Origin of the sequence: Oceanobacillus piezotolerans (assembly GCF_003665065.1) — a bacterium.
Taxonomy (GTDB): domain Bacteria; phylum Bacillota; class Bacilli; order Bacillales; family Amphibacillaceae; genus Oceanobacillus; species Oceanobacillus piezotolerans.
In genome coordinates, this window is the sequence record NZ_RCHR01000007.1 from 57,927 (window position 1) to 84,160 (window position 26,234).

The following is a 26,234-nucleotide window of genomic DNA, read 5'->3' on the forward strand; positions in this document are numbered from 1 at the left end:
CAAAAAGGAGGAAGATTATTGCAAATTCACGTTGTACAACAAGGAGATACTATTTCTTCCATAGCCAGTACATATCAATCTTCTGCAACAGCTATTATAGATGCAAATGAATTGGAAGCTCCGAATAACCTTGTAATAGGCCAAACCATCGTCATTCCAATAGTTGGTCAATTCTACTTTGTACAGCCAGGTGATACCCTATATTCCATCGCTCAGCAATTCGGAACTACCTATCAAGAACTTGCCCAGATTAATAACTTCCCAGTAACCAGCACACTTCCAGTTGGATTTAGGCTGTACATTCCACCACCACCCAAACGGTCTATTACGTCGAATGCCTACATTGAACCCACGGGCGAAACAGTCTCAGAAACGTTAGAGAATGCAGCTGAAAAAACCTCACCATATCTAACATATTTAGCACATTTTAGTTTTCGCGTGAACCGAGACGGAACACTTAATCCCCCTCCAGCAGGAAATCTAAGACGAATAGCTGAAGCCAATAAAACGGCTCTGATGCTCGTTGTCTCAAATTTAGAGGCAGGGGGCTTTAGCAGTGAGCTCGGACATATCATAGTAACCGTCCAGGCAGTACAAAATACCCTTTTGGACAATATCGTGAATACAGCTACTTCTGGGGGTTATTCAGATGTCCATTTTGATTTCGAATTTATACCACCTGAAGATAGGGAAGCGTATAATACTTTTTTACGTAAAGCAAAGGACAGACTCTCTCAGGCCGGTTTATTGATGTCTACTGCCCTTGCACCGAAGACAAGTGCTACTCAACAAGGAGTATTGTATGAGGCACATGACTATCGAGCCCATGGGGAAATTGCCGACTTTGTGGTTTTAATGACATATGAATGGGGGTATAGCTATGGACCACCATTAGCTGTTTCTCCAATTAATGAGGTACGAAAAGTAGTGGAATATGCTCTAACGGAAATGCCAGCTGAAAAAATCCTCTTAGGCCAAAATCTGTATGGCTATGATTGGACCCTTCCATTTGTTCAAGGTGGTCCAGCAGCTCGTGCCGTCAGTCCGCAGCAAGCAATCGCGATTGCTAGAGAAAATAACGTGTCAATACAGTATGATACAACGGCACAGGCACCATTCTTCACCTATACGGATAGTGAGGGGAAAGAACACGAGGTATGGTTTGAGGATGCTCGTTCCATTCAAGCTAAATTTGATCTTATACGGGAGTTAAACTTACTCGGAATCGCTTATTGGAAGCTGGGATTAGCCTTCCCACAAAACTGGCTCTTATTAAACGACCAGTTTAATATCACAAAGTTAAAAAAATAAAAAAGTCGCGTAAAGTTTATCCTTTACGCGACTTCCTTTAATTGGGGAGAGTAATTAAAGAAACAAAATGCAAGTCCGACTAATTTATTATCGTTCTAATAATTTTAATGACTCGCGATTAAATGCCGGAATATCATCTGGCATACGGCTTGTTACGAGCTGATTTTGGCAAACAAATACTTCGTCATCATGAACGTTTGCGCCCGCGTACTCTAAGTCAACTTGAATGGATTTCCATCCTGTTGCGTCACGACCTTCCAATGTCTTCGCGGTAATTAATAATTGTGGGCCGTGGCAAATAGCAAATACAGGCTTCTTCTCATCCATAAATTGCTTCACAAATGAAACAAATCGATCATCCGCACGTAAAATATCAGGTGAGAATCCACCTGGGATGAATAATGCATCAAAATCTTCAGGGTTTACATCATCAATGCCATAATCAATCTCGACCGTTGCATCGTTATTTTTCCCAGTAACTTTCTTTCCTTTTTCCTTCTCAATGGTGACAACTTCATGGCCTGCCTCTTTAAATGCTTTTGCAGGATCAGTAAATTCTACATCCTCAAACATGTCAGTAATAACAGTTGCAATTCTTTTACCCATATTATCTACTCCTTTTTGAAGTTGTTACTAGGAGTTTTCCCTTTCTGCATTTCCTTCAAACATCTATCCCCATTAAAGTCCTTATTTCCTATTCATTAGAGTTTTTGAGTTAAAGCTTAAACGTTCCAATTCTAGCTATAATCTGCAACAAAATTTAAAACCAGATTTATCTATTTCTAAAGCTTCCAATAACCTCTAAATTACGATACAACTGTATTGGCGTTATATATGCTTTTTCCTTATACCTCGATATACTTCCATGTAAATCAACCTCGCAATTACTACCACAGTAAAACGCCTGCCATATAAATTTAGAACAGTAGTTATTTGCAATATTAGCCACTTCCCGGTTAAAGGTATATGTTTTTACCTTCCCGATGGACCCCCTTGCCCATATTGCAGCCTTTCTAGCTATAGTGGGATCAGGGTACCTCAAAATAGTTAGCTTCTCTTTTTTGCGATGCCTGCTCAAATAAATGGGCATGCTATCAGAATGGCCAATACTTCCCCAGCGATTCACATGGTAGATCCGATAGTCCTCCCCGATAATTGCTTCGTGTGCGACAATGAAAGAAGAGAAGGCTAGTTTATGAGAATAGAGAATATCCCCTGGTACCATTTTAATCGAGGTACCGGGATAATAATGGATGGGATCATCCTGCAGCTTTATATCCATGTTCATTCCTCCATTCAAAAACACTTCTATCATAATAAAAAAATTGCCCTTCGCCAAGCAGCAAAGGACAACTCTTTTACTGTCTCTATTCTTCTAACGTAGAAGTATCTCCAGTTGGTAATCCAAGCTCCCATGATTTTAGTAAGCGACGCATAATCTTCCCACTGCGTGTTTTTGGAATACTATCCCTTACTTCAATTTCACGTGGAGCGGCATGTGCACTCAATCCTGTTTTTACAAACTGCCGGATTTCTTCTAAAAGCTCCTCCGACTCCTCGTATTCCGCATTTAATGTAATAAACGCTTTAATAATTTCCCCGCGCTCCGGATGCGGTTTTCCGATTACGCCCGCTTCGGCAACGGCTGGATGCTCAATCAATTTACTTTCTACTTCAAATGGACCAACACGCTCTCCAGATGTATTAATCACATCATCTAATCGACCTTGGAACCAGAAGTATCCATCCTCATCTCGATATGCACTATCTCCAGAAACATACCAGCCATTAATAAAGTAGCTTTCATACTTGCTTGGATTGTTCCATATCGCCCGCATCATGGATGGCCAGCCCGCCTTAATCGCTAAGTTCCCCATTTGATTCGGCGGTAATTCATTACCTTCATTATCCACGATTGAAGCCTCCACTCCTGGGATAGGTTTGCCCATGGAACCAGGACGTACTTCTAACGCTGGAATGTTTACAATTAATTGTGCGCCTGTCTCTGTCATCCACCACGTATCATGTATCCGGAGATTAAATGCTTTTATTCCCCAGGTAATAACTTCTGGATTGAGCGGCTCACCGACACTCATAATATGGCGTAAGGAGGATAAATCGTAATTCTTTACTTTATCTTCCCCATGACTTACTAGCATACGCAGTGCAGTTGGTGCGGTATACCATACAGTTACTCCGTATTTCTCTAACGTTTGGTACCAGTCGTCTGGCGTAAACCTTCCACCACGGATGACATTAGTAACGCCATGTAACCACGGTGCGAAAATCCCATAACTTGTTCCAGTTACCCATCCTGGATCTGCGGTACACCAATATATGTCGTCCTCTTTCAAATCTAATACCCATTCCCCTGTAGCATAATGTTGTATCATAGCATTGTGTACATGATAAACACCTTTAGGTTTCCCAGTAGATCCTGAGGTATAATGAAGCAGCATACCGTCCTCTAAATCGACCCATTCGATTTCAAATTCATCTGATGCTGCTTCCATTTCCTTTTTAAAATCAATATATTTATCCGATTCGTCCTTTAGGTCTCCAACAATAATAATATTTTCTAAATCTGGGAGGTCTTCTTGTGGAACCCGCTCAAGTAATTCTGGAGTTGTAATCAATACCCTAGCTTCACTATCCTGCAAACGATCACGTACCGCTTGCTCCATAAACGCTTCGAATAAGGGACCAGCAACTGCTCCAATCTTTAAAATCCCAAAGAACGCTTTATAGAATTCTGGACTTCTCGGCATAAAAAGGAATACACGATCTCCTTTTACAATGCCGTAATTCTTAAGTATATTAGCAAACTTATTGCTTTCTTTACTTAACTCACCGAAAGTTACTTTTTCTTCACGATCTGGAGCAGAGTACAATAATGCAATTTTATCCTTCTTATTTGGATCCTCTGCATGTCGATCCAAAGCTTCATAGGCCATATTAACTTTCCCTGTATGATTCCATGTGAAATACTGTTTCATATCATCCCAAGAAAAAGTCTCTCGCATACGGTCGTAATCCTTTAGATTAAAATCTCCTTTTTTTACTGGTATTACTTGCATATCCATTTCACTCACCTCTCCCAATATTGAAATCGATTACATCCCTAATTATAGCAAATAATTAGAAATTTTTAGTAACTAATTTTAGTTTAGAACATTCTGTTATATTTTTAAAGTATTTTAATCCATAAATTTAAAAGCAGCTTCCATGGATGGAAAGCCGCTTTCTGAAAAACTATATTGCAGATTTTTCTTTTCTCTTTTCAGATTCAGAAATAATATAGGCACAAGCTGCATCACCTGTAATATTTAATGCTGTACGTAACATATCTAGAATACGGTCAATACCAATAATTAATGCAATACCTTCTACAGGTAATCCCACTTGGCCTAATACCATTGCAAGCATAATGAGCCCAACACCGGGTACTCCTGCCGTTCCTATACTTGCTAATGTCGCTGTTAGAACAACTAAAAGCAAATCTGTTGCACTTAGTGGGAGTGCGTATACCTGAGAAATAAACACAGTCGCAACAGCTTGCATAATCGCTGTTCCATCCATATTAATTGTCGCACCTAATGGTTGGACAAAACTACTAATCTCTTTTCTCACTCCAAGATTTTCTTGGGCAGCTTTCATTGAAACTGGTAATGTTGCATTCGAGCTCGATGTACTAAATGCAACAGTCATAGCTGGGAAGAATCCCTTATAAAATGTGATTGGATTTGCTCTTCCAAGCCACCAGATTGCCAAGCTATATACAACAGCTGCGTGGACGATTAAACCTAGTATTACCGTAATCATATACATTGCCATAGAACCTACCGCATCTAAACCGGCATTACCTATCGCAGAGGCAATAAGCGCGAATGCTCCATAAGGTGCGGCTTTCATAACCAACATAACTAACCAATTTAAAATTTCATTTGCTTGCTCAAATAAACGGTGGATTCCAGCTGTCTTTTCTCCCAGGAAAGCTAAGGCAATTCCTATGAAAATGGCAAATGCTATAATTTGTAGCATATCACCAGAGGCCATTGCTGCGATTGGATTTTCAGGAATAATATTAATAATTGTATCCATAATTGGTGGTGGCTCAGTAGCTTCATACTCTTCTTCTACACTGAATACACCCTCTTTTCCGGGTTGGAGTAAATATCCAAGTCCAAGTCCAATGGAGATGGCAATAGCCGTCGTAATTAGGAAAAAACTTACCGTATACGTACCAATTTTCCCCAATTTTGCAGGATCGCCTAAACCTGCTGTTCCTAATGTAATCGAAACAAACACGAGTGGAACAACCAGCATCATAATTAAATTAATAAAAATTTGGCCAACTGGGGTTAGAAGATATGTATCTAGTATTGAAAACGTATCATTAGGAACAAAGGTTAAGCCGATCCCAACTATTACCCCTAATATGAGAGCAATCAAAATCTTTTTCGTTAAGCTCATATAGTTCGTCCTTTCTATTTTATTTTTTATTTTGACTGACTATGTTGGGCAATTTGGACAGATGGAGATAAAAAACTTTAAAAATGCAGGGTTTGAAAGTGGTGGCCCCGGCAGGATTCGAACCTGCGACACATGGTTTAGGAAACCAATGCTCTATCCCCTGAGCTACGAGGCCAATATTTTGATTAGCACTTTTAATTATACCAAAAACAGTTTGCTTGTAAAAGAGTAAGTTAAAAGTATATACCCCAAATAATACCATAGTATGCGTTTATTAATGACAATTCTTTCTAATCATAAGTAGTATCCACTTCATCTTTTCTATGTTAAAATTAAAAAATGTGAATGAAGAGCGAATTGGAGGATGAGGCATGGCGAGAGTCCCTTTTATTGCCATCGAAGGCCCAATTGGAGTTGGAAAAACATCTCTTGCGAAGAAACTGGCAAATCAATTAGATTTTCATTTATTAAAGGAAATCGTAGAAGAAAACCCATTCCTGGGTAAATTCTATGACGATATAGCAGCTTGGAGCTTCCAAACAGAAATGTTCTTTCTATGCAATCGATTTAAGCAATTAGAAGATATTAATAAAGATTACTTAAACCAAAAAAAACCGGTAATTGCCGATTATCATATACTTAAAAATATGATTTTTGCAAAACGTACGTTAGAAGCGGACAAATACGATAAGTATGAAAAGATATATCATATTCTTACCGAAGATATGCCGGAACCTAATATAATGATTTACCTAACTGCAAGTCTAGATACGATACTAAAACGAATTGAAATGCGTAATCGCGAAGTAGAGAAGAATATAAAAGCCTCTTACCTTTCTCAGCTTATATCAGATTACGAAATATATATGAATCAGTTTGAGGCGATGCATCCACATATTCCTGTTATTCGGATTAATGGTGATGAAACTGACTTTGTACAATATCAAGAGGATCTAAAGCAGATAACAGACCTCGTTGAAAAACATCTAGACGCATTTGCTAGCAAATGAACCATAAAGGAGTATTTACCAAAATGAATCTTAGAGAGAAATACAACATCCCTAATGATAGTGTGATTACCATCGCTGGTACTGTTGGTGTAGGGAAATCAACGATGACAAAGGCTTTAGCAGAAGCATTAGGATTTAAGACATCCTATGAAAAAGTAGATACTAATCCATACCTAGAATCATTTTATAAGGATTTCGAACGTTGGAGCTTCCATCTGCAAATTTATTTCCTTGCAGAACGTTTTAAAGAGCAGAAGAAAATCTTTGAATATGGTGGCGGGTTTGTCCAAGATCGTTCTATCTATGAAGATACAGGTATATTTGCTAAAATGCATTACGAAAACGGAAATATGTCCAAAACCGATTATGAAACATACAGTAATTTGTTCGAAGCAATGGTGATGACCCCTTATTTTCCGCATCCGGACTTATTAATTTATTTAGAGGGTTCATTAGATGATGTCTTAGAAAGAGTGAAAGTACGTGGACGCGAAATGGAGAAACAAACTCCTATTTCCTATTGGGAAGAGATGCATCAGCGTTACGAAAATTGGATTAATAACTTTAATTCTTGTCCTATTTTACGATTGAATATTTCTGATTACGATTTAGTCACAAATGAAAATTCAATCGAGCCAATTTTGGAGAAGATTGGTCATTTCATACAGCAAACACGCGGTAACCGTTCCAGATTACTTGCTAAATAACCATAAGAGGGTATAACATAAAGTCTAACTTTTATGTTATACCCTCTTTTATTTTGTACTTTAGATAAACTTTTGACTGGTTTAATTCAAGATAGTGCATAGAAATCGCTCCGGAAATACACTGCGCTTTCCACGGGCGGCTGCTGAGCCTCCTCGAGACTAACGTCTCTGCGGGGTCTCACCTAGGCTTTTCATCCCGCAGGAGTCTCCGCGTATTTCCTCCGCTCAGTTTGAGCTTCTCGACTTTCGTATTTATTACTGCAATAAAACATTCAAATATAGATCTGTGAAACGCTATTACTTACACCACACATAAAGCAGAAAGTCTCAATTAGTGTAGGCAGAATACGTAGACTCCTACGGGAATAGCACGTGTCCGAAGACCCCGCAGCGGTAGTTTTTCCGCGAGGAGGCTGAGGCCGTGCCCGTGGAAAGCGGAGTATTCTGCCGAAGCGGCTTCTAGCACATACAATCATTAGAACCAGCGAGAGTATATCAGGAAATATCATTTTGACCACATCGAATTTCCTATCAACTACGAAGTAATTTATAGAAACAGAAGTGACTTAAATAATCTTATTTCCCTAACTCCTCTGATCGTTCCTTCGCACTTTTCACACATTCCATCATAATTCGTTGCACATGATGTTTTTCTAATATTTCAATCCCCGCCTCTGTTGTTCCTTTTGGACTGGTGATTTTTTTTCTCAGAATATCTGGCTCTTCTCCAGATAACTTCAACATATTGCCAGCACCAATAACCGTTTGTGTAATCAATTCTTTTGCGATATTGGAATCCAGGCCTGCTTCTATTGCAGCTTTCTCCATGGCTTCAACGATATAGTAAATATACGCTGGGCCACTTCCAGATATGGCTGTAATGGTGTGCATATCTTTTTCTGGTACGAGTACTGTGGTACCAACCGTTTGGAAAAGTTGTTCCGCTTGAAGGAGATGTTCCTCTTTAGCAAATTTCCCTTTCGATAAGGCGGTAGCAGAAAAACCGATGAATGCAGAGGTATTCGGCATCACTCGTACTACTGGTATATTTATCCCAGCTAACTCTGTTATTCTTTCAGTTGAAACACCTGCAAGAATAGAGATAATAAACTGATCTTCTTTTAAATACCCTTTAATCGCTGACAATGATTGTTCCAAGTCATATGGCTTCATTGCCAATACTACGATATCAGCATTAGAAATTACTTCCTCTCTATCACTAAGCGCGTTAACCTGATATCGTGCACTTAATTCCTCTAGTCGTTGTGTATTTTCCCGATTAGTAACAAACAAATTACTAGCCGGTACTACCTTTGCATTAATAATTCCAGAAACAATCGCTTCCGCTATAGAACCAGCACCAACAAATGCAATTTTTTTATTCATTCAATAACCTTCTTTCTAATGACGAAAAATTAAATAAGCTCATTCCATCCTAAATAAATAGGACGGAATGAGCTCCGCGGTACCACCTAAATTGACATGATATCTGACATGTCCTTCTTCTTTTGATAACACAGTAACCTGTGATTAGTAATTACACTAATGACTCCTAGATAGGTTCATACAAGAGACAATCGCTAGAATCTTCCAGCCCTATGGATTCTATTCTCTTTCGATGCTCGTTTGTATTACTGATCTAATCAACATCTTTTCTATTAAATTATACCTGAATTTCAATGTTACTAATTTCTTATTTTCTGTACTATATGCTCTAAATGGAATTTTGTCAAGACTTTATTTATTAGGAGTTGCTATAATGACAATTGCATATTAATGAAGGGGAGAGGAATGAAATGGAACTTGAAGATGAACCAAATTCCCTGGAGCTAGACGTAGAAAACTTATCTTCCAAAATATTTATCAGGACTTTTATAAGCAATGAGAGTAAAAATGGAATAGAAAAACACAACACCGCTACTTCATAGAAGTAACGGTGTTTTATCTCCAATATTTTGTGCGCTTATGTTTAAATGGAGGAGGTAGAGGGATTCGAACCCCCGCGCGGTTTGACCCGCCTGTCGGTTTTCAAGACCGATCCCTTCAGCCAGACTTGGGTATACCTCCGTGACGACAAGAACTAATATAACATGTTCAATTTACAATGTCAATGTTTTTTCGACATTTTCTTTACCTTAGTACTGGTAAATGCATGATAAATTCCAAATTATAAAACAGAAAAGGAAGAGAACTGGTCTCTCCCTTATACTATCCTTATTTGATCACTTCTATTCCACCCATATATGGACGTAACACTTCTGGAACGATTACACTGCCATCTGCTTGCTGATAATTTTCTAAAATAGCAGTAACCGTTCTTCCAACTGCAAGACCAGAACCATTTAACGTATGCACATATTCTGGTTTTCCATTTACCTCACGGCGGAAACGAATACCAGCACGTCTTGCTTGGAACGCTTCAAAGTTAGAGCAAGAAGAAATTTCACGATAGGTATTTTGATTTGGGATCCAAACTTCAATATCATATTTCTTCGCTGCGGTAAATCCTAAATCTCCTGTACACATACTCATTACTCGGTATGGAAGCTGTAAAAGCTGCAATACTTTTTCTGCATGGCCAGTAAGTGTTTCTAATGCTTCATAAGATTCTTCTGGTTTCACAAATTGCACAAGTTCCACTTTATTAAATTGATGCTGTCTAATGAGACCACGTGTATCACGGCCAGCAGATCCTGCCTCGGAGCGGAAATTGGCACTATAAGCAACATACTTCTTAGGCAGGTCTTCCACTGTTAAGATTTCTTCACGGTGATAGTTAGTAACTGGAACTTCTGCTGTTGGAACCATAAAGTAATCCCAGCCTTCCACTTTAAAGGCATCTTCTTCAAATTTAGGTAGTTGCCCTGTACCAGTCATGCTTGCTCGATTCACCATGTATGGAGGGAGCATTTCCACATAGCCGTGTTTATCTGCATGCAAATCCATCATAAAGCTAATTAATGCGCGCTCTAATCGTGCTCCTAGTCCTTTGTAGAATACAAAGCGGCTTCCTGTTACTTTTCCAGCCCGTTCGAAATCTAGGATATCAAGATTTGTTGCAATATCCCAGTGGGGCTGTGCCTCAAAATCAAATGAAGGAATTTCTCCCCATTTACGGACTTCCACATTATTATCTTCATCCTCACCAACGGGAACACTTTCATGTGGAATATTTGGAATGGAGAACATGATTTGCTGCAGGCTTGCTTCAATATCTTTTAATTCCTTATCAAGCTCTGCAATTTTGTCTCCTACTTCTCGCATTTCTTTGATTGCAGGCTCCGCATCCTTTTTCTCTCTTTTTAGAATAGAAATTTGCTTGGTTGCTTCATTTCTTTTTGCTTTTAAGCTTTCTGTTTCTGTAATTAATTCTCTTCTTCTTTCATCCAATTCACCAAAATGATCTAACTCCGATAAATCCTCACCACGGTGGCTCAATTTCACTTTTACTTCTTCAAAATTATTACGCAAATACTTCATATCTAGCATAGTAAAACCTCCTTAATGTTTTTATGAGAATGACCCTTATTCGCTCATCTTTTAGCGAATGTGATTCCTTGCTTATTGTTTTATGGAGAAAACAAAAAACCCCCATCCCTAAATAGATAGGGACGAGAGTATATTTCCCGCGTTGCCACCCTTGTTGAAGAATAAATTCTTCCGGCTTCAGCGTTTTAACGGTACCTAACCGGGTTTACTTACTTTATCCATTAGCTATGGATGTTCCATAAACCAGTTCAAGGATGGATTCACAGCACTCTACCATCGATTCCCACCAGCCATCGACTCTCTTTAGGTTAGTGTCACTGCTACTATCTCCTATCAACACTTTTCATTATTCAATATCATAATCAATTTTAATTCCAATTGCAAGAGGATCAATGAATTAACTAAATAATCCTTTAACCCAATCCACTGCGGTAGTAAATATATTAGCGAAGAAATCACCAATGGCACCTAATGTTAGCATGAACCAATTCGCCTTTTCTACACCTGTTTCTGCAACAAGATCAACAGAATTATTTCCTGGAGTGATATAACCATAATCTGCTTCTCCATCATAAACTAATGTCGCTTTTCCAATCACTTCGCCTTGCTTTACAGGGGCAATAATTTCCCCATCTTCATTTAGCCTGTCTTTATTTATTTCATATTCTATATGATAAAGTTCCTCATCTCCAGCTTTAATAGGAAGAGTGAATCCTTCACTTATAGAAATAGCAACTTCATCTTCTTTCCCTTTTGTTACTGGAAGAGTTTGTTGATCTTCAACTTGATATCCCGCTGGGAACAGTTCCTTTGTTTGGAATTGATTAAATCCATAATCCATTAAAGTAGCTGTTTGTTCAAAGCGAGCTTCCTTGCTATCCGTTCTCATTACAACAGAGATGAGACGCTTACCGTTACGTTCTGCTGTTCCCGTGAACGTATTACCCGCTAACTCTGTAAATCCGGTTTTCAGGCCATCAATTCCCTCGTAATAAAAGTCTCTAAAGTTATCTCCCTCATGCGGAAGCATCCAGTTTAAGTTAACATCATAATGGCCTTCAAAATTAATATCTAACTGGCTTGATACTTCTAAAGCCTGTGGGTAATCATTAATTAAGTGATAAGCTAATAATGCTGATGATCTAGCAGATAATAAGTTCACACCATCTGGGTCTGTCCCTTCTGGGTGGTTACCTCCTAAATGCGCATTATCTAAACCTGTTGAATTAACAAATTTATAATCCGGCAATCCCATTTCCTCAGCTTTTTGGTTCATTAATTTTACAAATTCGCCTTCAGATCCAGCTACCAGTTCAGCTAAAGCAATCGTTGCACCATTATCAGAGATAATAGCCATGGATTCATACAATTCACGAACTGTATAATCCTTTCCTTGCGTTAAACCTATTCCAGAATATTCGGGGTTTGCAGAGATTTCATAAGCATAATCACTAACTTGCGTCGTTGTTTCTGGAGTAATCTTTCCTTCTTCAATTGCCTCCATTACAAGATACTCTGACATCATTTTTGTCATACTTGCTGGTGGAAGTGCAATATCTGCATTTTTTGCAAACAATACCTTTCCAGTTTCTGCATCTACTAGAATAGCAGATTCAGCAGGTATATCTACTTCTGCTGCTGAAATATCTCTTGGTTGAATCATAAAAGAAACAAGCAATACTGCTATCATAAGCAGTAATGGGAACCTTTTTATCATGTTGTGTTTCAACTTTCTGTACCTCCACAAAAATCTTTTTCTATCTATTTTTTCTTGCATTACTTTCAAAACAAGCACTCAATTATTTTACCATAGATTGCAATAAAAAAATAGATGAGGTTTCCCTACATCTATTTTTTTAAATAGTCATTTTTTACTGTATAGAATAGTTTGGTGCTTCCTTTGTTATTTGAACGTCATGTGGGTGGCTTTCACGTAAGCCTGCACCGGTAATTCGGATAAATTGGGCATTATTTCGTAAATCATTGACAGTAGCAGTACCGCAATATCCCATCCCGGAACGTAATCCACCTACTAATTGATGAATGGTGTCCGCTAAAGAGCCTTTATAAGCAACTCGCCCTTCAATCCCTTCTGGAACAAGCTTTTTATTATCTTGTTCGGACTGGAAGTAACGGTCTTTTGAACCTGCTTTCATGGCACCTACAGAACCCATTCCACGATATACCTTGTATTTTCTTCCTTGGTAAATTTCCGTTTCTCCAGGGCTTTCATCCGTTCCAGCAAACATGCTGCCCAGCATAACTGCATGTCCTCCTGCAGCAAGTGCTTTAACAACATCTCCAGAGAACTTAATACCTCCATCAGCGATGATTGGTACACCATATTCTTCAGCTGCTTCCGCACAATCATGTATCGCAGTAATTTGCGGTACACCGATACCTGCTACGACACGAGTTGTACAAATAGATCCAGGTCCAATCCCTACTTTAACAACGGTAGCTCCCGCTTCAATAAGCGCTCTAGTACCTTCTGCTGTAGCAACATTACCCGCTATAATATCGAGATTTGGAAAAGCTTCACGGATACTCTTCAATTGACGAAGAACGCCTTTTGAGTGACCGTGTGCAGTGTCAATAACAATGGCATCAACACCCGCTTCCACTAGTTTCTCAATTCGCTTTGTGGCATCTCTCGTTATACCAACTGCAGCAGCAACAAGTAGTCTCCCTTGTGAATCCTTTGCAGCATTTGGAAACTCAATCACCTTTTCAATATCTTTAATTGTGATTAAACCTTTTAGTGTATTATCCTCATCTACTAATGGAAGCTTCTCAATCTTGTATCTTTGTAAGATTTCTTCCGCTTCTTTCAACGTTGTGCCTACTGGCGCCGTAATTAAATTCTCACTGGTCATCACTTCCGAAATGGAAATGGAGTAATCTTGAATAAAACGTAAGTCACGATTCGTTAATATACCAACTAACTTCTGCTCCTCAATGGTATTAACAATCGGAACACCAGAAATACGGAATTTGCTCATTAAATGCTCTGCATCAAATACTTGATGCTCAGGCGTTAGGTAGAAAGGGTTTGTTATAACGCCACTTTCTGAACGTTTCACGCGATCAACCTGTTCTGCTTGCTCTTCGATAGACATGTTTTTATGAATAACACCAAATCCACCTTGACGAGCCATAGCAATCGCCATCTCTGCTTCCGTTACCGTATCCATTCCAGCACTTATGAAAGGTGTTTTGAGCTTTAAGTTAGGGGATAGCTCAATACCTAATTGCACTTCATTCGGCAACACCTCTGATTCTGCTGGTAACAAGAGGACATCATCAAACGTTAATCCTTCTTTTGTAAACTTATCTTTACGCAAAATTACTCCTCCTTTTTATTAATAAGTATGTTTAAGTTGAAATTAGATTAGACTAGTAGATAACTCTATTTTTATATACGATACGCTATCTATCGATGATTTTCAATAAGCGAATAAAAGTAAATAGATTCTGAATCTTCCTTTCCTTGAAGATTTATTTGATAATGGGGGTTCCTTCATGAGTGACTATCCTTTATTAGCTTTTCTGCATTCTCAACAAACTGCACAAACTTACTTGCAGAATAGTTATCAAAAACTGAAGATAGAAAACCCGGAGTTAAAGGGATTTGAAAATAGTAATCCATTTATGTATTACCTTGACCATGGCCTGCAGTTCTATCAAATTGGAAAGGAAACGCCATTACTTGCAAAACCTGTTCTTTTATTCTATGGGATGACTCATTTGTTAAAGGCCTGCCTTTTAACAAAAAGACCAGAGTATCCAGAATCAACTGCATTGCTATCACATGGGGTTACAACTCGTAAACGTAAGAAAAAGAATTATACCTTTTTAGAAGATGAGGTAAAAATACAAAAAACAGGATTGTTTCCTTATTTTGCGGAGCATTTATACCAGCATCAAAATATTCCATTCGAGAAGATACGTATGGAGGATTTATTTTCATTAATCCCAGAAATGTCATCGATATTTTCATTTCAAAGGGAAACCAGCTTAATACCAGTTGGCTCATTGAATTCAAATGTTCTAACCTTTCCAAACTCTATTTTGGATTCATTCCATGTTACGGAGAAGGCATTTATAAATAAAATAAAGCTTTACTTACCAGAGATTGATGATATGGATATAGACCAGCACTCCATTCAATTAAAATTGACAAAGAGCATAAATAAGACCCATGGGCTCTTTTTTATCCATATGGAAAATAATAAGATTTACTTTCCAAAAGTTAGAGAGCTATTCTCACCCATTTCAGAAGTTATGGTGCATTATTTACTGCTTTATAACTTAAGTATGATCTGTCGTTATGAAACCGAATGGTGGGGGGAATTACTTGCTACAAAATTTGATTTAGATTATCCATTGATTGTCCATTTTTTATCGATTACTTCAAAAAAAATACCATTAATTCTAGAAAGTGAATTAATGGCGATATTTAATGAAAAAGGACAGGGACATGACTAGAAAGGCGAACCATACGAAATACATTATGTTTTGGTATTCCTCTGCTAACCATGGTTCTGATACGTTTGTCCCAGCCTATTCTTCAGTAGCTTATAATTTCTTGTATATGTAATTTCGGTTCATCTTTTAACGAAATAATTTCCCCACTTTCATTCAGTCGGACCATTGGTCTCGTTAACTCCTTCGGTTCGATAAATACAATTTCGCCAATCGCCTCATTCGATAACATAACCCTTGTACCGACCGAAAAATTTGCGAGACTCTGAATAAATGTATGGACAATCTTTGTATCGTATTTTGTAAATCTATTATTTTTAATCTCTTCAATTACCTTAAACGGAGATTGTTTTTCTTTATACAAACGTTCACTTGTCATCGCATGGTAGGTATCAGCTACGGCCAGAATTCGAGCAAAAATATGAGTTTTATCCTTCCGTATGCCGAGTGGATACCCCGAGCCATCACTGCGTTCATGATGCTGCAGGATTGCTAATTTTACACCTTGAGTAATAGACGGAGTATTTTCAACCATCCTGTAAGAGTAGGTTGGGTGATTGATAATTTGTTCTCTTTCTTTTTCTGTTAAAGAGCCTTGTTTAAATACGATATTGGAATCTATTTTTGCCATTCCTGCATCACTTAATAAACCCGCTAACCCTAATTGGATCCACTCCCCTTGACTAAGGCGGAGTTTTCTTCCTAAATAAGAGGCCAAAATACTAACCGCGACGCTATGCGAGAAGATATATTCTTCCTTGGATGTATAATGATGCAGCAAATAAACGGACTTATCTATATCCTCTGTTCTTCTAAGCAAAGGAATAATAAACTCCCTTACCTTATGTATATCGATTTGCAGCCCATTCTGCCAAGATATAAATAGAGATTTATATTCTTTTACTGCCTGGTGGAAATGTGCCTCAAACGAGAGCTTTTTTGCTTTTTGCTGCTGTTTTTCTACCGGAGTACGAATGATTTTACCTGGTTCCTTCGGCTTAAATTGCTCCCCGTTTTTTAATTTAGTAGAAACATCAACATAATCGACTAAAAACAGTTGCAGCACCTCAATATGTTCTTCCGTTAATACGGTATGGACTGGAATAATAGGCTTGCTTGTTTTGCCCTTAACTTCCTTCAGTAAGACACTCCCTGGTACAAGCTGTGAAGGTTTTACTCTCATCATGATTCCCCCTGATGGCATACATTTTATGTATAAAAGAAGAGGTGGCATAAATAGGCCACCCCTTTATCCTGCAAAGAACTTGCTGTGTTAACAAGTAAGAGGGATTATAGCCCCGTTTTGCAAAGTTTATTTTATGCTTCTGAATCTTCGTTATCTTGGGTATCTGCCATTTCTTCTGTATCTGCTTCAACTTCTTCTTCCTCATGTTCAATACGCGTTACCGTAGCAACTTCTTCTTCCTCTTGCAGACGAATAAGTCTTACACCCATTGTACTTCGACCTGTCTCTGAGATATCCGCAACAGGTATTCGTATAAGAACGCCTGCTATCGTAATTAACATGAGATCCTCTTTACCATTTACTGCTTTTACTGCTACAACATGGCCAGTTTTGTCGGTAAGCTTACATGTGAAGACCCCTTTACCGCCACGATTAATTTGACGATATTCATCTTCAGGTGTTTGTTTACCAAAACCTTTATTCGTAACATGGAGAATGTTGGAGCCCGGTTCTAGAATCTCCATGGAGACAACATAGTCATCTTCTCTTAAGGAAATCCCTTTTACCCCTGAAGCCGTTCTGCCCATTGCACGAATTTGTGTTTCCTCAAAGCGAATGAGATAACCATTCTTAGTTGCAATCATAATATCCTTTGTTCCGTCAGTTAATCGAACAGAGATTAATTCATCATCTTCCCGAAGACCTACCGCAATTAATCCACCCTTGCGGATATTGGCGAACATGGATAAGGATGTACGTTTTGCAATACCATGTTTCGTGGTAAAGAATAAGAAGTTATCCTCCCGGTACTCATCTACTGAGATAACCGCATTTACCCATTCACCGGATTCCACTTGAAGCAGGTTAATAATTGGGATTCCCTTTGCTGTCCTGGAAAATTCAGGAATCTCATAACCTTTAATCTTATAAACCTTCCCTTTGTTGGTGAAGAAGAGGATCGTATCATGAGTAGAAGTAGAAACTAAATGCTCTACGAAATCATCCTCATTGGTCCCCATTCCTTGAATTCCTCTCCCGCCACGCTTTTGAGCGCGATAAGTGGAGGTAGGAAGGCGTTTAATATATCCTTTGTGTGTCAAGGTAATCACAATATTTTCTTCCGGAATTAAATCTTCATCCTCGAAGAAATCAGCTCCGCCTACCGTAATTTCAGTTCGGCGCTCGTCTCCATATTTTTCTTTAATTTCATTAAGTTCTTCACGAATAATATCCAATACTTTTTGTTCATCCGCTAAAATAGCTTTCAATTCAGCAATAAGCTTCATGAGATCATTATACTCGTTCTCGATCTTCTCACGTTCTAAGCCTGTTAATCGCTGTAAACGCATATCCAAGATAGCTTGTGCTTGTTTTTCGGATAAATCGAAACTCTCCATTAAGCCATTACGTGCAATTTCCGTTGTTTTGGAATTACGAATAAGCGTAATAACTTGGTCCAGATGATCCAACGCAATTCGTAAACCTTCTAAGATATGAGCACGAGCTTCTGCCTTATTTAATTCAAAGGCTGTACGGCGCCTGATTACTACCTTCTGGTGCTCTAAATAATGATGCAAGCATTCTTTAATGGATAAGACCTTAGGTTGTCCATCCACTAGTGCTAGCATATTAACGCCAAATGTCGTCTGTAAGGCAGTATGTTTATATAGATTATTTAAAATCACATTCGCATTCGCATCTTTACGGATTTCCATAACAACACGCATACCTTCGCGATCCGACTCATCACGTAAATCCGTTATTCCTTCTATACGTTTATCACGAACAAGCTCTGCGATTTTTTCAACTAATCTAGCTTTGTTCACTTGATATGGTAATTCCGTAACAATAATCTTTGATTTACCGTTTTCATGCTCCTCAATATTCACTTTTGCACGAATGGTCAAAGAACCTTTTCCGGTTTCATAAGCCTTACGAATACCACTTCTGCCCATAATAATTCCCGCAGTTGGAAAGTCTGGCCCGTGGATATAATCTTCCATCAGGTCATCTACAGTAATCTCAGGGTTTTCACTAAGTGCGAGAATTGCATCAATTGTTTCACCTAGATTATGCGGTGGAATATTAGTTGCCATACCTACAGCAATTCCAGATGTTCCGTTAACTAATAAGTTTGGGAAGCGAGCCGGGAAAACGACAGGCTCTTGTTCTGATCCGTCATAATTATCACGGAAGTCAATCGTATCTTTGTTGATATCGCGTACTAATTCCATCGAGATCTTTGACATTCTTGCTTCGGTATAACGCATTGCTGCAGCTTGGTCTCCGTCAACCGATCCAAAGTTACCATGACCATCCACAAGCATGTAACGATAACTAAAATCTTGTGCCATACGTACCATGGTTTCATAAACTGCAGAGTCCCCATGTGGATGGTATTTACCAATAACTTCACCAACGATACGAGCCGATTTTTTATGCGCCTTATCCGAATGCATTCCTAAATCATTCATTGCATAGAGAATCCGGCGGTGTACAGGTTTCATCCCATCCCGTACATCTGGTAAAGCTCTCGAAACAATAACACTCATCGAATAATCAAGAAAAGATGTGCGCATTTCATGGTTTATATTTACTTCTTGTACATTTTTACGTATTTCATCTGCCATATTCTTTACCTCCTATCAAGGAAAGTTAAGTTAACATTCCTTGTACTCAGATATAAGGGAAGGATAGTACTAACCTAACAGCTTACAAGCTTTTCCTTTCCGCTTGGCGCTTATCCATCTTACTGTGAAAAATCTTGTCAGCCATTTTGCAGTTCTTATTGTCCTTTGTATTAAATATCTAAGTTTTTAACGTACTGTGCATTTTCTTCAATGTAGTTCCTTCTTGGCTCTACCTTGTCACCCATTAACATATCAAAAGTCTGGTCCGCTTCTACTGCATCTGTTAATTCAACTTGAAGCAGTGTACGCTGCTCTGGGTCCATTGTTGTATCCCATAGCTGTTCGGCATCCATTTCTCCTAGACCTTTATAACGTTGAATACTAGGCTTTGGTGTTTCTGGGATAGAAGAAAGCACTTTTTCCAGCTCTTTATCATTATATACGTATTGCACATTTTTCCCTTGCTTCACTTGGAATAATGGCGGCTGCGCAATATAAATATAACCATGATCGATTAAAGGACGCATATAACGGAAGAAAAAGGTTAATAGTAAGGTACGAATATGTGCACCATCTACATCGGCGTCCGTCATAATAACGACCTTATGGTAACGAGCTTTGGAGATATCAAAATCGTCTCCAATACCTGTACCGAGTGCTGTAATCATTGAACGAATTTCAGCATTAGATAAAATACGGTCCAAGCGTGCTTTTTCAACGTTTAGTATTTTACCTCGTAATGGTAGAATAGCTTGGAAATGGCGATCTCGCCCTGCCTTTGCTGAGCCACCCGCGGAGTTCCCCTCTACGATATATAATTCACTGATAGCAGCATCCTTCGATGAACAATCAGCAAGCTTACCAGGTAAGTTCGATATTTCTAATGCACTCTTTCTTCTCGTTAGTTCTCTTGCTTTTTTCGCTGCTACACGAGCACGAGAAGCCATCATCCCTTTTTCCACAATTGTTTTAGCTATAGAAGGATTCTCAAATAGAAAGGCAGAGAATGCCTCACTGAAAACAGAATCAGTAACGGTTCGCACTTCACTATTTCCTAATTTCGTTTTTGTTTGTCCTTCGAATTGTGGGTTTGGATGTTTAATGGAAACAATTGCTGTGATTCCTTCCCGAACGTCTTCACCAGTTAAGTTACTATCATTGTCTTTAAATAATCCGCTCTTTCTAGCGTAATCATTAATCACACGTGTTAGACCAGTACGGAAGCCAACCTCGTGTGTCCCACCTTCATACGTATGAATGTTATTCGCAAAAGAAAAGATATTACTTGCAAAGCCATCGTTATACTGAAGTGAAATTTCTACTTCTACACCTTTATCCTCTCCTTCAGAATAGAAGGGTTCGTGTAATACTTCTTTTGTACTGTTAATATACTCAACATATGACTTAATACCACCTTCATAGTGGAAAACAGCAGGTTCTCTATCCGTACGTTTATCTTCCAGCGTTAACTTTAGTCCTTTATTTAAAAAGGCTAATTCACGTACACGGTTTACTAATGTATCAAAATCATATTCAAGTGTTTCAGTAAAAATTTCCGGATCTGGAGTGAAGTGCGTCACTGTTCCGGTAATATCTGTTTCGCCAATAACTTTAATGTCCTCTGTTGGAACACCTTTTTTGTAGCCTTGGAAATGAATCTTACCATCACGATGTACATAGACCTCCAGCCCACTTGATAAAGCATTTACAACGGAAGCACCAACACCGTGCAGGCCGCCAGAAACCTTATAACCTCCACCGCCAAACTTACCGCCGGCATGCAACACGGTCATAATAACTTCTAATGCAGGACGCCCCGTTTTCTTCTGAATATCAACGGGGATACCTCGCCCATTATCTTGAACGGTAATGCTATTGTCTTCTTCTATTGTAATTTCAATGTGGTCACAAAAACCGGCTAATGCTTCATCTATACTATTATCAACAATTTCCCAAACAAGATGGTGTAGTCCTCTTCCACTCGTGGAACCGATATACATACCAGGGCGTTTACGTACGGCTTCCAATCCTTCTAGAACTTGTATCTGTTCTGCATCATATGCTTGTTCTGTTGATATTTTTTCGTCCATTGACATTTACTCACACTCATTTCTAATTAGAAAACTTGATATTCGCTTAATTGATTAGCGAATGCGTTATTTACGTTGTTATAAAATATATAAAATATTTCTCCTTTGTTAGAGAAAGGCTTTGTCTATATTGCTTTCATAGATTTACGGAGCAATTTCTGTCGAGAAATCATCTAGATTACTAATGGTGGAAATCATACTTGCACGTTTTTTCAAAGTGGATACCGATACGGTCGTATAATATAATCTGTCATTGGTAATGAGTAAAGACTTTGCTCCACTTTCTGGACCAATCACTTGTTTTTTTTCCTTACAAGCATGAATTAATTCTTCCATAATGGAGGAAGATTCTAATATATGAATATCAATAATCGAAATAACTTCTGAGGAGCGAATGACATTACCGTTTCCAATATGAATAAACAATTTCACACATCCTTCAGATTCAGAGATTACCTATCTACTTTTCCATCTTTAACAGGGAAAAGTTCGGCGTTCTTTAATGTCTCATGATGAATCCCATCTACACTTGTAGTAGATACAAAGGTCTGTACTTTACCTTGTATCGTATTTAATAAATGGGATTGCCTATAATCGTCTAATTCACTTAGCACATCATCTAGAAGTAGAATAGGATACTCTCCAATCTCCTTATTTATCAACTCTATTTCTGCAAGTTTAAGGGATAGAGCAGTTGTTCTTTGCTGACCTTGTGATCCAAAGGTTTGGACATTTTTATTATTTACATAGAACAGTAGGTCATCGCGGTGAGGGCCAATTAGCGTTGTCCCTCTTTCGATTTCTTTCCCCTGTATTTCTTGAAATTTCTCATAATAAATATTATCTATTTTCTCCTTATTTTCCGATTCTGATACGTCAATTGTAGGACTATACTTAATATCTAAGTCCTCCATATTCCTGCTAATACCATGATGAATCGGAACTGCCCAGTTTTTTAGCAATTCTAAGAAGATAAATCGTTTCTCTATAATAATACTAGCATGCTGAATTAATTGCGTTGTCAACACTTCAAGCAGATTTATGTCACTTTTTGCCTTTTTCTGTAATTGTTTCAGTAAGAAGTTACGCTGCTTTAAGATCTTTTGGTATTGTGCCAGGTGATAAAGATAGGTCGGTTGAATCTGTCCCAGCTCCATATCTATAAACCGTCTTCTAATTTGTGGTGATCCCTTTACTAGAGTTAAATCCTCTGGTGCAAACATCACAACATTAATAGAGCCAATATAATCACTTAATCTTCTCTGTTCAAGCCGATTCAATTTTGCCTTTTTCCCTTTAGTGGAAATGATAATTTCAAGAGGAATCTTTTGATTTCGCTTCACTACTCTACCTTCTATTTTAGCATATTCTTTCTCCCATTGGATAAGTTCTTTTTCATGGGAAGTTCGATGTGACTTTGTAAAAGCCAGAACATAAATAGCTTCCATAAGGTTTGTTTTACCTTGAGCATTGTCGCCGATTATGACGTTTACTTTATCATCAAAAGATATATTTAAATTTTCGTAATTACGATAATTTCTCAAGTCTAACTGTTCGATATGCATGTATACTTAAGCCTCTTTTTTTACAATATAGGATCCTATCCCCTCAATTTCTACTACATCATTCTCATACAGCTTTCTGCCTCGGCGATGTTCACGTTCCCCATTTACAAGAGCACCTTCATCTTGAAGAAATGCTTTAACCATGCCACCTGAGTCTAAGACATTTAATAATTTAATAAACTGGCCCAACGTAATGAATTCTGTTTTAATCATTATTTCTTCCTGCAATGTTATCACCAAATCCTATTTTTAGATTACGTACTATCGTTTAAAACCATATACACCTATTTTACTAAAGTTTTCGCATTAAGGAAAGGTACGGCCTAGGAAAGTTAAAAAAAACGCTTATTTGGCCTTTATTTTTGTTTTTTTGAATAGTTAAAAGAAAAACTCTTACCAAAAATTAGATAAGAGCTAGTTTATTTATACATGAGGAACTGGATGGAAGACCTATTTTGACTCATCTGTGTCTAAATCCATCCAGTTTGATCTATGGGCGATCTATTTGTTTGGAACAAAATTAAATTTGTTATTAATACGTACGTACAGGCAGAATCAGCTGCAAGATGGAATCATCATCCACAGGGCGCATAATAAATGGACGCATTGCACCAGTAAAGGAGATGATTACTTCATCATATTCAATGGCTTTCAAGGCATCGATCATATATTTAGAGCTGAAGGAAATCTTTAACTCTTCACCTTCAATAGAGTGAACGGTAATATCTTCCGTTACATTTCCTACTTCTGGAGAATTACTTGTTATTTCAATTAGATTATCCCCTTGTGTTGTTAAGCGTACAACATTATTTCTTTCTTCTCTTGCTAAAAGGGAAGCACGATCGATCGTGCTAAGTAATTCCTTCGTTTTTACTTGTATTTTTGTTTTGCTTTGTTCTGGTATTAATCTTGAAGTCTCAGGATAATTCCCATCAAGCAAACGTGAAAGGAAGTATAGATGTTTTGTTCTGAAAAGGATTTGATTATTCGTTACACTAATCTCTACCTTTTCTTCTGCATCATCCAGGATTTTATTTAATTCATTTAAGCTTTTTCCTGGTACAACTACGTTCTTAAACTCAATGTTTGTATCTGAAATAGGAACTTCCCTAGAAGCTAATCGATGACTGTCTGTAGCTACCAGGCTTAGTGTATTATTCGTTAAATTCACATTAACTCCAGTTAAGATTGGTCGGGTTTCCATGGTAGATACTGCAAAGACAGTTTGTTTGATCATACTTTTTAATAGATCAATTGGCATTTCAAAGCTGTTATCTGTTTGAATTTTTGGCAGCTGTGGATATTCTTCCGCATCTTGTCCATTTAAATTAAACTCTGCTTTTCCAGAACGAATGGTTACTTTAAGTGATTCGTCACATTCAATCTCAACTGTTTTTTCTGGTAATTTCTTTACAATATCGGGAAAGTATTTGGCTTGTAATACGATACTTCCTTCTTCAATTTGTTCAACATTAACTACATCATCTTCTTCTGCAGGGATATAAGATTCTATTGAAATATCAGAATCACTACCTGTCAGGGAAATTCCATGTTTTTTTGCCTCGATTTTTATCCCAGTTAATATTGGAATTACTGTTCGAGATGAAATAGCCTTCATTACATCTTGTACACTGGAAATTAACTGATCACGTTGAATAATAAATTTCATGAAAAAAAATCCTCCTATTGGAAGTTCTATTTATATTATTTTTTTATAAAAAGATAGTAATAACAGTAATAATACCTGTGATTATGTGGATAAGCGAATTTTTCCTAGTTTATCTAAAGTTTTCCACATGTGGATAACCTGTTCATAAGAGAGAGGAATGATTCACACTATGCACATGTTGATAATTAGATAGATTTTACTTTTTCTTTAATTTCTTCTATTTCTCTATTAAATTCCATATCTGAATCTAATAATTTTGAGATCTTTTCATGAGCATGGATTACCGTTGTATGATCCCGTCCGCCAAATTCCTCTCCAATCTTTGGTAAAGAGAGGTCAGTTAACTCCCGGGACAAATACATAGCAATTTGTCTTGGAAATGCAATAGATTTCGTACGTTTTTTTGCAGCAAAATCTTCTAAACGCACATTGTACTTCTCACCAACAATTTCCTGGATTCCTTGTACTGTAATTATCTTAGGCTTGCTGCTTGGAATGATGTCTTTAAGAGCATCTGCAGCAAGTGACGCATCAATATCTTGATTTACTAGAGAGGAATAAGCGACTACTCTGATTAACGCTCCCTCAAGCTCACGAATATTGGTATCAATTTGATTTGCAATATAGAGCATAACTTCGTTTGGAATATCAAGACCTTCCGCTTTCGCTTTCTTATTTAAAATGGCGATTCTTGTTTCTAAATCTGGGGGAGTTATATCTGTAATTAGTCCCCATTCAAAACGAGAACGCAGGCGATCCTCTAATGTTGGAATCTCTTTAGGTGGCCTGTCACTAGAGATAATTATTTGTTTACTTTCTTCATGCAATGTATTGAAAGTATGGAAAAATTCCTCCTGGGTTGATTCTTTTCCAGCAATAAACTGAATATCATCTATTAAAAGAACATCTACGGTTCGATATTTATTGCGGAAATTTGTCGTTTTATTATCCATGATGGCATTAATAAATTCATTGGTAAATTTCTCAGAAGTAATGTAAACGACCTTAGCATTTGGCTTGTTCTCAAGTACATAGTGGCCAATTGCGTGCATTAAATGCGTTTTACCCAGCCCAACACCACCATAAATAAATAATGGATTGTATGCTTTAGCCGGAGCCTCTGCAACAGCTAGGGAAGCTGCGTGGGCAAAACGGTTTCCGGCACCAATAACAAATGTATCAAACGTGTATTTGGAATTTAGCATTGATTTTGGAAAATCATTGTTTTCCTTTGCTTCTTTCGGTTTAGGAACGGGATTTACTTCCTCTACTTCTGGTGACACATCAGGAATAATAAATTTGGTATGAAGACGTGAACCAGTTATCTCTTCAATGATATCGGAAATTAAATCTGTATATTGTGTTTCTAACCAATCACGCGCAAATTCATTTGGTGCTGAGATAACTAATGTATTTTTTTCAAGGGCTTCAGCTCTTGTGTTTTTTAGCCATGTCTCAAAGCTAGGTTTGCTTACTCTTTCTTCGATCTTTTCTAGTGTAGCAACCCATAGCTCATTTATGTTTTCCAATCGAGAGTTCACTCCTTTCAAAAAATAACAGAAAAAGCCTTCCTAACGTCTTTCTAAAAATGGAAAGGCATAAAATGTAAGCTTGTCTAA

The 26,234-nt window shown here is 37.9% G+C and carries 21 protein-coding genes, 2 tRNA genes and 2 other annotated features; of the genes, 5 read left to right on the top strand and 18 right to left on the bottom strand.

The genetic code is table 11. From position 1 onward, the window contains the following. Window positions 1–18 precede the first annotated feature (18 nt). The gene (locus D8M04_RS16710; RefSeq protein ID WP_121524554.1) at window positions 19–1,311 is read left to right on the top strand and encodes a glycoside hydrolase family 18 protein; all 1,293 of its coding nucleotides are present in this window, start codon (window positions 19–21) and stop codon (window positions 1,309–1,311) included. An 87-nt stretch (window positions 1,312–1,398) separates the two neighbouring features. On the opposite strand, the gene D8M04_RS16715 is transcribed toward D8M04_RS16710, so the two are convergent. The 5 genes from D8M04_RS16715 to D8M04_RS16735 all read right to left on the bottom strand — a co-directional run bounded on the left by D8M04_RS16715 (window position 1,399) and on the right by D8M04_RS16735 (window position 5,959). Then, complete coding sequence (locus D8M04_RS16715; protein ID WP_121524555.1) at window positions 1,399–1,917, bottom strand: type 1 glutamine amidotransferase domain-containing protein; 519 nt, start codon at window positions 1,915–1,917, stop codon at window positions 1,399–1,401. Window positions 1,918–2,083: 166 nt separating this feature from the next. Continuing rightward, window positions 2,084–2,593 (bottom strand): hypothetical protein, encoded by a 510-nt coding sequence (locus D8M04_RS16720; protein WP_121524556.1) that lies wholly within the window; start codon window positions 2,591–2,593, stop codon window positions 2,084–2,086. Window positions 2,594–2,678: 85 nt separating this feature from the next. Next, window positions 2,679–4,394 carry an acetate--CoA ligase gene (gene acsA / locus D8M04_RS16725; protein WP_121524557.1) on the bottom strand — a complete coding sequence of 572 codons (1,716 nt, stop codon included), beginning with the start codon at window positions 4,392–4,394 and terminating at the stop codon, window positions 2,679–2,681. Window positions 4,395–4,563: 169 nt separating this feature from the next. Then, a complete protein-coding gene (locus D8M04_RS16730) occupies window positions 4,564–5,784 on the bottom strand; it encodes a dicarboxylate/amino acid:cation symporter (protein ID WP_121524558.1) in 1,221 nt (406 codons plus the stop codon). A 99-nt stretch (window positions 5,785–5,883) separates the two neighbouring features. Further along, window positions 5,884–5,959, bottom strand: a tRNA-Arg gene (locus D8M04_RS16735). Between the two features lie 196 nt (window positions 5,960–6,155). On the opposite strand from D8M04_RS16735, the gene D8M04_RS16740 reads away from it, so the two are divergent. Next, window positions 6,156–6,794, top strand: a complete 639-nt coding sequence (locus tag D8M04_RS16740; protein WP_121524559.1) for a deoxynucleoside kinase — start codon at window positions 6,156–6,158, stop codon at window positions 6,792–6,794. A gap of 23 nt (window positions 6,795–6,817) precedes the next feature. After that, window positions 6,818–7,501: a deoxynucleoside kinase gene (locus D8M04_RS16745; RefSeq protein ID WP_121524560.1), complete on the top strand. Its 684-nt coding sequence runs from the start codon at window positions 6,818–6,820 to the stop codon at window positions 7,499–7,501. A gap of 576 nt (window positions 7,502–8,077) precedes the next feature. On the opposite strand, the gene proC is transcribed toward D8M04_RS16745, so the two are convergent. Further along, window positions 8,078–8,887, bottom strand: a complete 810-nt coding sequence (gene proC / locus D8M04_RS16750) for a pyrroline-5-carboxylate reductase (RefSeq protein ID WP_121524561.1) — start codon at window positions 8,885–8,887, stop codon at window positions 8,078–8,080. 55 nt (window positions 8,888–8,942) lie between these two features. After that, window positions 8,943–9,157, bottom strand: a binding site (T-box leader). A 140-nt stretch (window positions 9,158–9,297) separates the two neighbouring features. On the opposite strand from proC, the gene D8M04_RS20610 reads away from it, so the two are divergent. Beyond that, window positions 9,298–9,429, top strand: coding sequence for a hypothetical protein (locus D8M04_RS20610; protein WP_281277139.1), 132 nt, complete (start codon window positions 9,298–9,300; stop codon window positions 9,427–9,429). 46 nt (window positions 9,430–9,475) lie between these two features. On the opposite strand, the gene D8M04_RS16755 is transcribed toward D8M04_RS20610, so the two are convergent. From D8M04_RS16755 to guaB, 4 genes are all read right to left on the bottom strand, one after another. Continuing rightward, window positions 9,476–9,568 (bottom strand) — tRNA-Ser (locus tag D8M04_RS16755). Between the two features lie 147 nt (window positions 9,569–9,715). Continuing rightward, the gene (gene serS / locus D8M04_RS16760; protein ID WP_121524562.1) at window positions 9,716–10,990 is read right to left on the bottom strand and encodes a serine--tRNA ligase; all 1,275 of its coding nucleotides are present in this window, start codon (window positions 10,988–10,990) and stop codon (window positions 9,716–9,718) included. 115 nt (window positions 10,991–11,105) lie between these two features. Next, window positions 11,106–11,336, bottom strand: a binding site (T-box leader). Between the two features lie 51 nt (window positions 11,337–11,387). Then, window positions 11,388–12,719, bottom strand: coding sequence for a serine hydrolase (locus tag D8M04_RS16765; RefSeq protein ID WP_425464033.1), 1,332 nt, complete (start codon window positions 12,717–12,719; stop codon window positions 11,388–11,390). 142 nt (window positions 12,720–12,861) lie between these two features. Beyond that, the gene (gene guaB, locus D8M04_RS16770) at window positions 12,862–14,334 is read right to left on the bottom strand and encodes an IMP dehydrogenase (RefSeq protein WP_121524563.1); all 1,473 of its coding nucleotides are present in this window, start codon (window positions 14,332–14,334) and stop codon (window positions 12,862–12,864) included. 178 nt (window positions 14,335–14,512) lie between these two features. Here guaB and D8M04_RS16775 point away from each other — a divergent pair, with 178 nt between their 5' ends. Next, entirely contained in the window at window positions 14,513–15,478 is a 966-nt protein-coding gene (locus D8M04_RS16775) for a YaaC family protein (RefSeq protein WP_121524564.1), read from the top strand. Window positions 15,479–15,560: 82 nt separating this feature from the next. Here the strand turns inward: D8M04_RS16775 and D8M04_RS16780 are convergent, their stop codons facing one another. The 8 genes from D8M04_RS16780 to dnaA all read right to left on the bottom strand — a co-directional run bounded on the left by D8M04_RS16780 (window position 15,561) and on the right by dnaA (window position 26,144). Further along, window positions 15,561–16,658, bottom strand: coding sequence for an HD-GYP domain-containing protein (locus D8M04_RS16780; RefSeq protein ID WP_121524565.1), 1,098 nt, complete (start codon window positions 16,656–16,658; stop codon window positions 15,561–15,563). Between the two features lie 134 nt (window positions 16,659–16,792). After that, the gene (gene gyrA, locus D8M04_RS16785; RefSeq protein WP_121524566.1) at window positions 16,793–19,291 is read right to left on the bottom strand and encodes a DNA gyrase subunit A; all 2,499 of its coding nucleotides are present in this window, start codon (window positions 19,289–19,291) and stop codon (window positions 16,793–16,795) included. Window positions 19,292–19,461: 170 nt separating this feature from the next. Beyond that, entirely contained in the window at window positions 19,462–21,387 is a 1,926-nt protein-coding gene (gene gyrB / locus D8M04_RS16790; RefSeq protein ID WP_121524567.1) for a DNA topoisomerase (ATP-hydrolyzing) subunit B, read from the bottom strand. A 138-nt stretch (window positions 21,388–21,525) separates the two neighbouring features. Then, on the bottom strand, window positions 21,526–21,807 hold the full coding sequence (gene remB / locus D8M04_RS16795; protein ID WP_121524568.1) for an extracellular matrix regulator RemB: 282 nt from the start codon (window positions 21,805–21,807) through the stop codon (window positions 21,526–21,528). A 26-nt stretch (window positions 21,808–21,833) separates the two neighbouring features. Beyond that, the gene (recF, locus tag D8M04_RS16800; RefSeq protein ID WP_121524569.1) at window positions 21,834–22,946 is read right to left on the bottom strand and encodes a DNA replication/repair protein RecF; all 1,113 of its coding nucleotides are present in this window, start codon (window positions 22,944–22,946) and stop codon (window positions 21,834–21,836) included. A gap of 6 nt (window positions 22,947–22,952) precedes the next feature. Continuing rightward, the gene (gene yaaA / locus D8M04_RS16805) at window positions 22,953–23,174 is read right to left on the bottom strand and encodes a S4 domain-containing protein YaaA (RefSeq protein WP_121524570.1); all 222 of its coding nucleotides are present in this window, start codon (window positions 23,172–23,174) and stop codon (window positions 22,953–22,955) included. A 304-nt stretch (window positions 23,175–23,478) separates the two neighbouring features. Beyond that, window positions 23,479–24,615 carry a DNA polymerase III subunit beta gene (dnaN, locus tag D8M04_RS16810; RefSeq protein WP_121524571.1) on the bottom strand — a complete coding sequence of 379 codons (1,137 nt, stop codon included), beginning with the start codon at window positions 24,613–24,615 and terminating at the stop codon, window positions 23,479–23,481. Between the two features lie 185 nt (window positions 24,616–24,800). Further along, a complete protein-coding gene (gene dnaA, locus D8M04_RS16815) occupies window positions 24,801–26,144 on the bottom strand; it encodes a chromosomal replication initiator protein DnaA (RefSeq protein ID WP_121524572.1) in 1,344 nt (447 codons plus the stop codon). Window positions 26,145–26,234: the final 90 nt, after the last annotated feature.

Bases quoted from the DNA above. Each gene is read 5' to 3' on its own strand.
- D8M04_RS16740 (WP_121524559.1), top strand. From the start codon at position 6,156: ATGGCGAGAGTCCCTTTTATTGCCATCGAAGGCCCAATTGGAGTTGGA.
- recF (WP_121524569.1), bottom strand. From the start codon at position 22,946: ATGCATATCGAACAGTTAGACTTGAGAAATTATCGTAATTACGAAAAT.
- D8M04_RS20610 (WP_281277139.1), top strand. From the start codon at position 9,298: ATGGAACTTGAAGATGAACCAAATTCCCTGGAGCTAGACGTAGAAAAC.
- gyrB (WP_121524567.1), bottom strand. From the start codon at position 21,387: ATGTCAATGGACGAAAAAATATCAACAGAACAAGCATATGATGCAGAA.
- D8M04_RS16745 (WP_121524560.1), top strand. From the start codon at position 6,818: ATGAATCTTAGAGAGAAATACAACATCCCTAATGATAGTGTGATTACC.
- D8M04_RS16775 (WP_121524564.1), top strand. From the start codon at position 14,513: ATGAGTGACTATCCTTTATTAGCTTTTCTGCATTCTCAACAAACTGCA.
- dnaN (WP_121524571.1), bottom strand. From the start codon at position 24,615: ATGAAATTTATTATTCAACGTGATCAGTTAATTTCCAGTGTACAAGAT.
- acsA (WP_121524557.1), bottom strand. From the start codon at position 4,394: ATGGATATGCAAGTAATACCAGTAAAAAAAGGAGATTTTAATCTAAAG.
- D8M04_RS16720 (WP_121524556.1), bottom strand. From the start codon at position 2,593: ATGGATATAAAGCTGCAGGATGATCCCATCCATTATTATCCCGGTACC.
- serS (WP_121524562.1), bottom strand. From the start codon at position 10,990: ATGCTAGATATGAAGTATTTGCGTAATAATTTTGAAGAAGTAAAAGTG.
- D8M04_RS16715 (WP_121524555.1), bottom strand. From the start codon at position 1,917: ATGGGTAAAAGAATTGCAACTGTTATTACTGACATGTTTGAGGATGTA.
- gyrA (WP_121524566.1), bottom strand. From the start codon at position 19,291: ATGGCAGATGAAATACGTAAAAATGTACAAGAAGTAAATATAAACCAT.
- D8M04_RS16730 (WP_121524558.1), bottom strand. From the start codon at position 5,784: ATGAGCTTAACGAAAAAGATTTTGATTGCTCTCATATTAGGGGTAATA.
- D8M04_RS16780 (WP_121524565.1), bottom strand. From the start codon at position 16,658: ATGAGAGTAAAACCTTCACAGCTTGTACCAGGGAGTGTCTTACTGAAG.
- proC (WP_121524561.1), bottom strand. From the start codon at position 8,887: ATGAATAAAAAAATTGCATTTGTTGGTGCTGGTTCTATAGCGGAAGCG.